The organism is Microbacterium sp. P5_E9, assembly GCF_054049175.1.
In genome coordinates this window covers 670,116-680,257 of record NZ_JBFUMV010000001.1, presented here as the reverse complement: position 1 = coordinate 680,257, position 10,142 = coordinate 670,116, and the positions used below count along the sequence as shown (strand labels likewise).

Here is a 10,142-nt window from a genome sequence, read left to right as displayed (position 1 = left end):
GGATAGACGCCCTAGGGACCGTTCGCCAATTGGCGAATGACCCCTACAGCGCCAACTGAAACCGGGATTGGCGGGACACCCCCCGAACGGAGGCCCTCCTTTGAGCGTCAGCGACACCCCCGGCTCTCGCCAGCGTCGCGTTCCTGACCGAGCTGGATGGGACTGGGACGAGGTGCTGCGCAGCGGGATCTCGCCGAGTCTGCGGTCGGTTCAGCCGGTTGGCCGGAGGACTCGGACGGTCTGACGGACGGGGAGTTCGTCGTACGCCCGCAGAGCGATGGCGGCCGCTTCGAGCGCGGTGATGTCCTGGTCGGGGTGCCGTCGACCGAAGCCCCAGCCGGACTCCCCGATGGAGCGACGGCGAGCCGAGAGCGCGGCCGACGTGAGGACGTCCTGCCCGTAGTGGCGAAGCCGACCGGAGTCGAGAGCCTCGGCGAACTTCGCAGCCGACGTGATGATCTGCCGCATCGTGAACGGGGTCATCGTCGGACGTGGTCGCATCTGCGCCATCTCCTCGGCGTGCACGAGGACGACGCCGATGGAGTCGTGCGCGACCGGCACCCGATACCGGCGGGATAGCTCGGCAGCCTTGCCGGCCATCCAGCGCACCCCCGGCTCGGACGCGAGGACGAGGACGTGCGCGATGCCGTCGACGCGCCACGCCGCGACGATGGACCCGGCCTGCTGGTTCGGTGATGCCGCCATCGCCAGCCCGAACTTCGCGGGAGGTGTGGGGTAGCGGGCCGTCTTCACCTCGGCCTGGTGCCACTTCGCCGGGTCGATGATGCCGTTCACCTCGCCGGTCCAGCCGAACAGCCCGAGGTACTCGCGGGCGAACCTCGCCGGCGTCATGTGCTCGAAGTTGTCGCGCACGTCCTCCATCGTCGTCAGCGTCCCGATGCCGGGGTGATGCAGCCGCAGCAGCGGCTCCACCGAGTCCCAGTCGGCGAGATCCTCCGCGCTGGTCCCCTGATCGACGCCGTACCCGAGCAGAGCGACCCGGTGGTCGTCCTCGCGCTGCAGGGTGTCCCAGAGGATGCTCCCGGTGCGGAAGTCCGCGGCGGTGCCGGCCAGGATGATCTGCGAGCCAGGTCGGGTGTCCATCGTCGGCAACGCGCCGACCAGGATCGACTCGGACTTGTCCTGGTCGGCCTCACCGGCTTCGTCGATGAAGATGACGTCGAACGCCTCAGAGCGGAACCAGTCCTCGTGCGGCTTGCCGACCATGAAGTACGAGCCGTTCTCGAACTCGATCTGCTCCATGCCCGCGGTCTGCTGGAACTTCCGTACCCCGGATCCCTCCAGAATCGGATGCCGCCGGTAGATGTTCGGCATCACGTCCTGCCGGAACCGAGTCCGAGCCTTGAGCGCGTTGATGCCCGTCGTGAACCCGACGATGTACCCCGGCCGACTCAGGCACCGACCGATGAGCACCTCGAAGATGCTGGTGGTCTTCGCCGTGCGCCGAGGCATCAGGATGCCGGTGAACTTCCGCCCGAGACCGATGGTGTCCGCGACGTGCAGCTGCTGTGGCTTGATGGTCGCCTGCTTGAAGTTCAGCATGTCGACCCCGGCCAGGAACTCGGCTCGGGTCTCATCGGGAACGTCCCCGACCGACCGCAGACTCGGCGAGATCCCGCTGCGCAGCACCTCGTCCCAGTCCCATCCAGCTCGGTCAGGAACGCGACGCTGGCGAGAGCCGGGGGTGTCGCTGACGCTCAAAGGAGGGCCTCCGTTCGGGGGGTGTCCCGCCAATCCCGGTTTCAGTTGGCGCTGTAGGGGTCATTCGCCAATTGGCGAACGGTCCCTAGGGCGTCTATCCATTCCGGGATTCGCGGGACGGGTGCGGTTCCACACTCCGAATCGTAGTCTGACCGGGGCTTTACCACGATGGATACGCTCCTCGGGTGTGCTTGCGGTTGGTCACCGCGGCACCGAGCCGGCCGCCGGATCTCCGGTTGCAGCGTCGATGCTCGGGGAGCAGCGGGGACGCGGCTCCACCCTGCGCGACGTCGACGACGTGCCCCATGTCGAACGGCTCGCCGGGCTGGATGATCCCCCCGCACTTCGCGCACTGAGCCGGGAGCGTGACGTGCGCGCGCGCGGCCTTCGACTGCCGCTGCCCTGCGGCTGAACGGTGGTAATGGGACATGGTGCATCCTCCGAGCCGGGGGAGTCGGACGATGTCCGACCCCCCTGCTATGGGTCTACTCGTCGGTGAACGCGACGTACGGGGCGTCGGTCATGGAGGTGATGAGCCGCACGCCGATGAGTGCGGTGCGTCGGTCGTTGCCGGACATCTTGCCCTCGGTCACGGCGTGGCTCAGGACGGAGGACTCCCAGCGTCCCCAGAACTTGCGGGACGACCAGCGCGAGTGCCCGTTCTCCCGAAGCCAGGCCGAGAACGCCTCGACGACCATCGCCTTCGAGACCCGGAATGTGTCGTCCCCGAACGTCAGGCAGTCCTCGGCGAATTGCTGGATGACGTCGGTCTGCGCACGCCACTCGGCGGTCGCCTGCTGAACCTCTGCCGGGACGGTGCGGAATGCCTTCGGGTCGTTCAGCGCCAGCCGAGCACCCTCGACCAGCCACGCGAGAACAGCTTCACCGGACTCGGCCACGCGCGCGCGGACGGTGAGGTCGAGCGGTCGGTCGTTCGGCTCGGTCGGCACCTCGATGTAGCGGAACGGGAACGGCACCCGTTCGAGCCGACGCCAGGTGCCGTGGTCGTTCTCGTCGATGGTGGGCAGGTAGTTCGACGTGATGAACATCGCGTGCGTGGCGTGGAAGGTGATGTCGTCCTTCGCGATGCGCCGGGCCGTGATGGTCTCGGTGCCGGTGATGGACTTCACCCGCGCGACGTTCAGGTGCCGGCCCTCGGGGAGTTCTTCGAGGAGGGCGATGCGGAGGTTGAGCAGGGTCGTCATCGAGGTGGTGTGCTCCGACGGCGTCGACGTGATGACCTTCGGTGAGACCTGCCGCACGTAGTCACCACCGGCGTTCTCGATGCCGGTCAGCATCACGCTCTTGCCGTTCGACCCGCCGCCGATGAGGCAGAGCACCTTGTCGTCGGGAGTCTTGTAGCCGGTGAGGCCGTGGCCGAACCGAAGCTGCATCCAGGCCCGCACCTCGGGGTTCATGGATTCGAGAGCGGCATCCCACGCATCCGACCGGGCATCCGGGTCGTAGTTCGCCGCCGTCGACTTCATGAACCGGTCACTCGCCCGGTGCTCCCGGAACTCGCCGGTGTAGAGGTGCAGCACCCCGTTCGGGCAGTTCAGCAAGTACGGGTCGGCGTCGAACTCCTCGGGTCGGACTTCGAGCCGAGCGCAGACCAGCCGGGTGACAGATGCCGCGCGCGAGGTCGAGAGCAGGCGATTGATCTCCTTCGGGTCCACCGGCGACCCCTGCTTCATCTGCTCGGCGAGTTCGTACGCCCACGCCCTCATGGTCTCCGAGACCAGCCCGAAGCCCCACGAATCCGACCGCGGCTCCCACACTCCCGTCCGTCGACCGAGCCAGCCCCAGCCGCCCGACCAGAGCGCTCGACCCTGTAGGCGGTTGCCGACGAGGTCGGCCACCTCGGCGTCGCTGAACTGCGCGAGTGAGCGCCGGCCCTGCGGCTTGCCCTTCTTCTTGCCCGACCCAGGGGTGAGCGGTGTGATGTTGCTCATGCCGTGCCTCCGTACTTCTTGATGGCACCCGCGAGTGCCGTGGTCCATTCGTCGTTCGGGTCGCCCGAGACATGCGGCACTGCGAGCCACATCGTCCTGATTTCGGCGAGCGCCTCGGGCACCCCGCCGTGGCCTTCCGCACCGAGCCGCACGAGGTGCGCCTGCGCTCGGAGCAGGTTGTCGTGGCCGTCGAACACTTCGGCCGCGAGCCGGGTGACGACCAGCCGGACCCGCGGGGACGGGGTCAGCCCGCCGAGGCGAACAATCCAGTCCGAGGGCTTGCCGTCGTACGGGTCTTCCAGCATCCCGACGTTCGGGCCGTGGAAGTCGGCAGGCACCTGCACCCGGATGGACGACGGCTTCGGCAGGTCGTACATCGCGATGACGTAGCCGCCGTGCGCTTTCCGGTCGATGCCGGGGAGCACCGCGTTCCGCGAGGTCAGGTCGCCCCGATACCAGTAGTGCACGCCGTTGCCGGATGCCGACGGGAACCGAGGCACCGATGGCGGGACGTGGATGCCGTTCTGCACCAGCGAGGTGAACCCCGAGGGCTTGCCGGGGTGCTCGTCGACGTCGACGCACACCCGATGCACCAGACCCGGGCAGACCGCCGGGATGGCGTCGGGGTAGTCGAACAGCCACCATGCCGCGATGGCTTCGGACGACGTGGTCGCGCGCTCCTCCCAGCGGGTGAAGCCGGGGTACGGCTTCTTCTCCTCGGACGACCCGAGCGGCTGGACGGGGAACACCGGCCACCCCCTCAGGACGTGCTGGAAGGCGTAGTCGAGCGGACTCACTTCGACTGACGTTCGACGCACCGGGTGTGCGCCCAGCGGCGACCGAAGTACCGGGCAAGCTGCACCTTCGACTTAACCGAGCGATAGGCCGGGCAGAACGGGCAGGTGCCCTCGCCCGCGTTGATACCCGCGAGGTAGACGACACCCCATTCGGCGTCCTCGATGTCCTCGGGCGCGAACGGCAGGCCGTCCGGGTTGGCGTACATGGAGTTGTCGCCGTTCTGCTTGACCGTCCAGTAGTCGGTCTGCCGGTAGGTCATGCGACACCGCCCTGCGAGTGCAGGAGCGAGGTCAGCGTGTCGATCTGCCTCGCCGTCAGCGGGGGCGCACCGGCGAGGCGGTCCTGGATGTCGTGCGCAATGGAGACTGCGACAAGTTCGCGGCGATTCTCCACGTACTCGGGGTCGAGCGGGTCGCGGCTTCGAGACAGCGCGGCATCCTTGCCACGGAGCGAGCGGAACTTCGGGTCGTCATTAGCGGGCATGGAAAACGCCTCCACGGGAGTACCGGAGGACGTAGTCCTCCACGGTGCCCCCGCTAAGAGGCGTTGATGGTCGTGACGTGCTTACCCCGGCTCACGACTACCGGCGTACTCCCGATTCTAGTTGCTCGCCGCCGATGTTGCACTAGTGATGAGGTCGCCGAAGTCGATGCGACGAGCACCGTCGCGAGCGAGTTCGGTGAGGGCGTCGTCCAGCGTCGCGCCGCGAGCCGAGAGCGAGCGGGTGCAGTGCGGGCAGGTGACCTGCGTCTGAGTCCGGTGCATCGCCGTGCCGTTCAGTGTCGTCAGCACCCGGTCCTCGTACGGCCCGATGTCCAGGAACGTCTGGCGAGCGCCCGCCTCGGGCCACCAGACCGGCGACCCCTTCGACGGGTCGCCCCACGTTGCGAACCGGGCGATGGTCCGCTTCTTGTGGCCGTTCTCACAGTCCACCCGAACCTCTGTTTGGGTGCTCATCGCGAGCCATCCTTCCAGGTGGTCTGGATGAGGGTCGAGTCGAATGACCGACCCACACCGCCCGGCAGGACGGTGACGTCCAGGAGGGTCGTGAGGACAGCGCGGCGGCGGTCGATGTCGAGGGATGCCCACACCTCGCGAGCGCGGTCGCCGACGAGGTGCGGCGGGATGGCGGGCGGCATCGCCTTCGTCAGCGCGACCTCGTGCGCCGTGCGCTCCTCGCGCAGTCGAGCCGTGATGCGCGTCAGCTGCGAGCCGTCGATGGCACCGTCGGCGAACGCGTCGGCCGCAGTCGCGAGCCGGGCGTCGATGGCCGCGATGGCGTCCCGAGCCTCAGCCACCGCCGCAGGGTTGCCCTGCGTGAAGATGTCGGCGGCATCCGCGAGCTCGAGCCGGCCGACGATGAGCTCCTCGACGAACGCGTCGAGGGCTGCCTGCTGACGACGGACCTTGTGGCAGTCGGCGCAGGCGTACGCCGGCGCGACGGCCTTCCGCGACTTCGACTCGGGCTTGGGCGTCCAGCCGACGAGCCGCCGCATCGTGCCACCGCAGCGGCCACACCGGGCAATGCCGCTCAGCAGGTACTTCGGTGCGCGTCCGGTTCCGGGGGAGGTGCGACGCGAAGGGTCGGTGAACAGCGCGACCAGTCGGTCGTGCGTGTCGCGGTCCAGCACGGCATCGCCGGTCGAGTCGCCGACGACCTGGCCGCGGTGCTGACGAAGCCCTGCGAGGCTCGGCCGCATGAGCATCTGCCGCAGGGTCGCCGTCGACCACAGTGCCTTCCCACTCGGCCCGGGGATACCGCGCTCGTTGAAGTCCGCCGCCACGCGCCGCAGACTCTCGCCGTCGAGGATGCGCCGTGCGGCCTCGCGGACGATGACCGACTGCTCGGGGTGCGCGACGTCGCGGCCGTCGACGCGAGTGAAGCCGTAGCCGATCTGCCCGTGCGGATGGCCGCTCGCGGCACGTTCATCGGACTTGCGGCGGATGCGGCGGCTCATCTGCTCGGTCTCGTGCCGGGCGACGGTGCCCTTGATGCGGGCGGTCATGCGTCCCTGCGGGGTGCCGAGGTCGATGTCACCGCCGACCGAGGCGAGCGCCAGGCCACGACGGTCGGCGAGGTCGATGATGTCCTCAAGCTCCCGAGGGGTGCGGGTGAGGCGGTCCACGTCCCAGACCACGATGCCCTCGACCGTGCCGGCCTCGATGTCGGCGAGCATCCGCTGATACTCCGGGCGGATCTTCGAGCGGGTCGCGCTGACGTCGTTGTCGGTGTAGGCGTCCACGACCGTCCAGCCGCGCCGTGCGGCCTCGCGCTCGCAGTCTTCGCGCTGCCGTGCGACGCCGAGCGCCGTACCGTCGTCTTCGCTGATCCGGGTGTAGATGGCTGTCTGCATAGGTAGATGCTAACTCAATGCTCGTCCCGCTGGTTTTCCTCATCCTCCCTCTGAGCATCCTGTTCGCGGTGTTTCCAGGGGTCTTCATGCTTCGTCTCGGAATCGTCTGACCGCAAGGTCGAAGGGAGCACCACCATGTCACTCATCCCCACACGTCTGCGCGAGAAGCTGCGCGCCGCCGCCGAGGATCTGCTCGCCGACGAGCGCGGCGACGTGCCCGGCTGGGTGCTGATCACGTTGATGACCGCTGGGCTACCGGCAGTAACAGTTCAGGGGTAATACTCGGCTTAGTCGCGAGATTCCGTGGGTCTACGAGCACGGCGAACCGCGCGCTAACGCCCGCGCGAGGGTTGAATAGTCGCCAGGACGTGTGGTTCGTGAGGGGCCGGAAATGGATCTGAGCGGGACTCTCAGCCTCAGCGGCGACCGGTGGTGGACTGCCAGGCAATTGCTATTCGCTTGCTGGGCGTAGCACCTCACCGCGACCGCCGAGCACGCCCTGAACGCTTGCCATCGACACGAGGTCCCACCAGCGTTGGAGGCTGTCCGCGATCCGCGCGTGGAGCCGCTGGTGGTATTCGTCGATCAAAGTGGAATCCGCCCAGTAGCGATGGAGAAGCGCGTCCAGCTCCGGGTCACTTTCGCGCGCCGCTTCCTCGATATCCGCCCAGAAGCCCTCGGGGCTGTCCTCCTTCTGAGGGCGGTCCGCCAGCGCGTCCACGTAGTAGAAGCGTCCCTGCTCGCCATAGTGGTTCAGCGCAATCAGCAGCGGCATCCAGACGGGATCCTCATCTACGGCTTGGAGCGCGTGGTCAACGTAGGAGCGGTGGGTGGCGCGGCAGACATGCTCGCGAATCCCATCGCGTAGCAGGCCATCCATGAGGAGGAGGTTGTGCCGGTAGGTGTTCTTCAACACGCTGTAGGGCAGCCACACCCGGTGCTCCGCGAGGCTCAGCAGACCCAGCGCGAGTTTCATTGTCTTCTCAACCCCAATTGACAACATCGTCAGAATGGGGTCTCTGACAGGCTCGGTCCGCGCAGAGGTGCGGAGAACGCGGATGCCATACGCAATCAGGTGCCTGGCCGAGTTCGACTCTTGGATCAATTGCAGGCCTTGAAGACGGGAGAGGTTGTCGTCGTATTGCGGCAGCACCCTGCCATCATGCCGGTCGCGTGCCGGGAGCTAGAAGAGCGCGCCGAACAGGTTGAAGCAGATCCGACGAATCGTCATGACGAAGGTCCTCAGATGAGTGCCCCCACATCGGGGACACCGGCGAACCAGCAGCTGCGCGACATAACCGCCGATAAGCTCGCGCCGTGATTCTCTTCGCCGATGCCGCCGATGCCACGACCGATGCCGCCGCCAATGCCGCCGCCAATGCCGCCGCCCTGAACGCCGCGTGGATCGCGCTCGCGGCGGGTGTCGCTGGCGTCGTGCTGACGGTGGTCGCCGGGTTCATCGGCGCGTGGATTCAGGGACGGCGTGAGCACACGAAGTGGGTCAAGGAGAAGCGATACGAGGCCTACGTGGAGGTGTGGGCGCTGAACCACATGCTCACAAACAATCGGCGCGCTCTGCGAAGCGCGCAGGCTAAAGGCGACCAGGCAGGGGTGGACCGCTATTCAGCACGCCTAGACGACCTCAACGCCACCTTCGAACGTGCCGGTGCGCCCCTCAATGTTCTCGGCCCTGAAGAGGTAACCGCGGCAGCGCTAAAGATGCTCGACGCATCAAACGGTGACGACCGCACTGAAAAGCGCGACAGCGCCTTGGCTCTGGTCGCCGCAATGCGCAAGGTGCTCGACATCGAGGGCTAGAGTCGCACGAGCCCACATCCTGAGCAGATCCACCACGCACGAGCCGCGGAACCGTCAGGTTCTAGCCGGTGCAAGCAGGCCGGGCAGTTTGCTGTGGCGTCGTCCAGAGCGTCCATCCCGCGATCCTGCCAGGGCCGCGTCGAGCCGAGCGGGCGAGGCGTCGAACCTGTGGACAAGTTCGGGGGACCGCTAGATCAGCCCGTCCGCCCGGTACCGGGCCACGCGAGCCTCGAACGACTCCCTCCGCAATCGCTGGTACGTCGTCCAGCGATGGGGTTGGTCGGTGATGTCCTCCCCGTGGGCGTGCGGGCGTTCCCAGCCGGGCTCCGAGCCGACCTGAAGCGCGCCGACCTCGGCGGCTTCGTTGATGGGATCGCGCCCCGACAGCAAGACCTGAATCGCTCGGGCGTCGAGGTCCTTGGCGCGCTCTCCTCGGGGCATGGGTCGGAGGCTACGCCGAGCCGCTGACATGAGCGTGGCGGCGTGGCGCACGATGGTCCGAACCGGCGCTCGATAGCGTGCGGAAGGTGACGTGCTCCCAGTGGCTGACCCTAGTCGGCGGCTTCTTGCAGGTCCTGGCGCTGGGGCTGGCGTGGATCGTGCTGTTTCGGTTCTGGAAGCAACGCTGGCCCGACGCTGACCGACTGGCCGCCGAGCGTTTGGCCGCGGTGCTCGGTGAGCAATTGGAGCGGGTGCGGTACTGGCTCACGCTAATCCCTCCGCCACCACCGGAACCGAAGTCTGTGGCGGGTCGAGTCGAGGCGACGTCCTCTCTCATCGGGGACGCGACGACCACTGCGACAGGCGTAGTTAGCGGGCGGACGCCGGAACAGCGATTGGACGAACTTGAGCGCATCGAGACTGAGCGCGCGAAGGAACTACGAGACCTCCGCACCGGGCTAGAGGGGGAGGTCGCGGCGCTCCTCGAACGTCAGAGCGCGGCGCAGGCAATTGCCGACGGAGCGATGGACGACGCCGAACAGCGGCATACACGCTTCGGCCTAGGCTGGCCCGCTAGCCTCGCGATCGTTGGCACGATCCTGCAGGTGTGGGCGGCATTCGCGTGCACACACGGCGTCTGCTTCGCCTGACAGGAGGTCAGGCGTATCCGGGCTCGTGTGTCCAGTGTGCGCGACTGTCACCCCGTTGGTTCCAGCCCAGCTGCTTCGCCACGAGGCCGCGCCGGTGGAGGGCTTCCAGGGCTCGGCTCTGCCGGTTGAATTGCGAGGAGGTACGGTCTACGAAGGTCTCGCCCGGCACGCTGGCGTGGAGCGGCGCGCTTGGTCATCGTGCGGAAACGGACGGATCCCTCGACAGCGATTGCGCGCCGGTGCGGATCGCGGTCGCGGCTTCGAGGCTCAACCTGGCTACGCCGTTCACGGCGCAGGTTCGGGGCGCCGGGGAGAGTTGGGTGGCTTCGCCAGCTCCGGTTTGGGCTTGCGTTCAACATCTCCGCTTGACCAGCCCAGCAAGAGGCGACCGATAGCCTGTGAACGAT

13 protein-coding genes are annotated in these 10,142 nt (G+C 67.5%); 3 read left to right on the top strand and 10 right to left on the bottom strand.

Going from position 1 to position 10,142, the window contains the following annotated elements; all coding sequences use genetic code 11:
* Window positions 1-210: 210 nt before the first annotated feature.
* The 8 genes from ACXJ3V_RS03405 to ACXJ3V_RS03370 form a co-directional block, all read right to left on the bottom strand.
* Window positions 211-1,722 carry a hypothetical protein gene (locus tag ACXJ3V_RS03405; protein WP_457098839.1) on the bottom strand — a complete coding sequence of 504 codons (1,512 nt, stop codon included), beginning with the start codon at window positions 1,720-1,722 and terminating at the stop codon, window positions 211-213.
* Window positions 1,723-1,882: 160 nt separating this feature from the next.
* Window positions 1,883-2,152, bottom strand: coding sequence for a hypothetical protein (locus ACXJ3V_RS03400; protein ID WP_457098838.1), 270 nt, complete (start codon window positions 2,150-2,152; stop codon window positions 1,883-1,885).
* 55 nt (window positions 2,153-2,207) lie between these two features.
* Window positions 2,208-3,674 (bottom strand): DNA primase family protein, encoded by a 1,467-nt coding sequence (locus tag ACXJ3V_RS03395; RefSeq protein WP_457098837.1) that lies wholly within the window; start codon window positions 3,672-3,674, stop codon window positions 2,208-2,210.
* Window positions 3,671-4,471 carry a bifunctional DNA primase/polymerase gene (locus ACXJ3V_RS03390; RefSeq protein ID WP_457098836.1) on the bottom strand — a complete coding sequence of 267 codons (801 nt, stop codon included), beginning with the start codon at window positions 4,469-4,471 and terminating at the stop codon, window positions 3,671-3,673. Before ACXJ3V_RS03390 ends, ACXJ3V_RS03395 begins: the two co-directional genes overlap by 4 nt.
* Complete coding sequence (locus ACXJ3V_RS03385; RefSeq protein WP_457098835.1) at window positions 4,468-4,731, bottom strand: hypothetical protein; 264 nt, start codon at window positions 4,729-4,731, stop codon at window positions 4,468-4,470. The genes ACXJ3V_RS03390 and ACXJ3V_RS03385 overlap by 4 nt, the downstream gene beginning before the upstream one ends.
* Window positions 4,728-4,955, bottom strand: a complete 228-nt coding sequence (locus ACXJ3V_RS03380) for a hypothetical protein (RefSeq protein WP_457098834.1) — start codon at window positions 4,953-4,955, stop codon at window positions 4,728-4,730. The genes ACXJ3V_RS03385 and ACXJ3V_RS03380 overlap by 4 nt, the downstream gene beginning before the upstream one ends.
* Window positions 4,956-5,072: 117 nt before the next feature.
* Complete coding sequence (locus ACXJ3V_RS03375; RefSeq protein ID WP_457098833.1) at window positions 5,073-5,429, bottom strand: hypothetical protein; 357 nt, start codon at window positions 5,427-5,429, stop codon at window positions 5,073-5,075.
* A complete protein-coding gene (locus tag ACXJ3V_RS03370) occupies window positions 5,426-6,826 on the bottom strand; it encodes a recombinase family protein (RefSeq protein WP_457098832.1) in 1,401 nt (466 codons plus the stop codon). The genes ACXJ3V_RS03375 and ACXJ3V_RS03370 overlap by 4 nt, the downstream gene beginning before the upstream one ends.
* A 135-nt stretch (window positions 6,827-6,961) precedes the next feature.
* On the opposite strand from ACXJ3V_RS03370, the gene ACXJ3V_RS03365 reads away from it, so the two are divergent.
* Complete coding sequence (locus ACXJ3V_RS03365) at window positions 6,962-7,105, top strand: hypothetical protein (protein ID WP_457098858.1); 144 nt, start codon at window positions 6,962-6,964, stop codon at window positions 7,103-7,105.
* Window positions 7,106-7,277: 172 nt separating this feature from the next.
* Here the strand turns inward: ACXJ3V_RS03365 and ACXJ3V_RS03360 are convergent, their stop codons facing one another.
* A complete protein-coding gene (locus ACXJ3V_RS03360) occupies window positions 7,278-7,979 on the bottom strand; it encodes a hypothetical protein (RefSeq protein ID WP_457098831.1) in 702 nt (233 codons plus the stop codon).
* A gap of 164 nt (window positions 7,980-8,143) precedes the next feature.
* Here ACXJ3V_RS03360 and ACXJ3V_RS03355 point away from each other — a divergent pair, with 164 nt between their 5' ends.
* Complete coding sequence (locus ACXJ3V_RS03355; RefSeq protein ID WP_457098830.1) at window positions 8,144-8,644, top strand: hypothetical protein; 501 nt, start codon at window positions 8,144-8,146, stop codon at window positions 8,642-8,644.
* 189 nt (window positions 8,645-8,833) lie between these two features.
* Here the strand turns inward: ACXJ3V_RS03355 and ACXJ3V_RS03350 are convergent, their stop codons facing one another.
* Window positions 8,834-9,085, bottom strand: a complete 252-nt coding sequence (locus ACXJ3V_RS03350; protein WP_457098829.1) for a hypothetical protein — start codon at window positions 9,083-9,085, stop codon at window positions 8,834-8,836.
* 86 nt (window positions 9,086-9,171) lie between these two features.
* On the opposite strand from ACXJ3V_RS03350, the gene ACXJ3V_RS03345 reads away from it, so the two are divergent.
* Complete coding sequence (locus ACXJ3V_RS03345) at window positions 9,172-9,735, top strand: hypothetical protein (RefSeq protein ID WP_457098828.1); 564 nt, start codon at window positions 9,172-9,174, stop codon at window positions 9,733-9,735.
* Window positions 9,736-10,142: the final 407 nt, after the last annotated feature.

Excerpts from the sequence above, each read along its gene's own strand:
- ACXJ3V_RS03375 (WP_457098833.1), bottom strand. The coding sequence starts at position 5,429 with ATGAGCACCCAAACAGAGGTTCGGGTGGACTGTGAGAACGGCCACAAG.
- ACXJ3V_RS03400 (WP_457098838.1), bottom strand. The coding sequence starts at position 2,152 with ATGTCCCATTACCACCGTTCAGCCGCAGGGCAGCGGCAGTCGAAGGCC.
- ACXJ3V_RS03395 (WP_457098837.1), bottom strand. The coding sequence starts at position 3,674 with ATGAGCAACATCACACCGCTCACCCCTGGGTCGGGCAAGAAGAAGGGC.
- ACXJ3V_RS03365 (WP_457098858.1), top strand. The coding sequence starts at position 6,962 with ATGTCACTCATCCCCACACGTCTGCGCGAGAAGCTGCGCGCCGCCGCC.
- ACXJ3V_RS03385 (WP_457098835.1), bottom strand. The coding sequence starts at position 4,731 with ATGACCTACCGGCAGACCGACTACTGGACGGTCAAGCAGAACGGCGAC.
- ACXJ3V_RS03350 (WP_457098829.1), bottom strand. The coding sequence starts at position 9,085 with ATGCCCCGAGGAGAGCGCGCCAAGGACCTCGACGCCCGAGCGATTCAG.
- ACXJ3V_RS03370 (WP_457098832.1), bottom strand. The coding sequence starts at position 6,826 with ATGCAGACAGCCATCTACACCCGGATCAGCGAAGACGACGGTACGGCG.
- ACXJ3V_RS03380 (WP_457098834.1), bottom strand. The coding sequence starts at position 4,955 with ATGCCCGCTAATGACGACCCGAAGTTCCGCTCGCTCCGTGGCAAGGAT.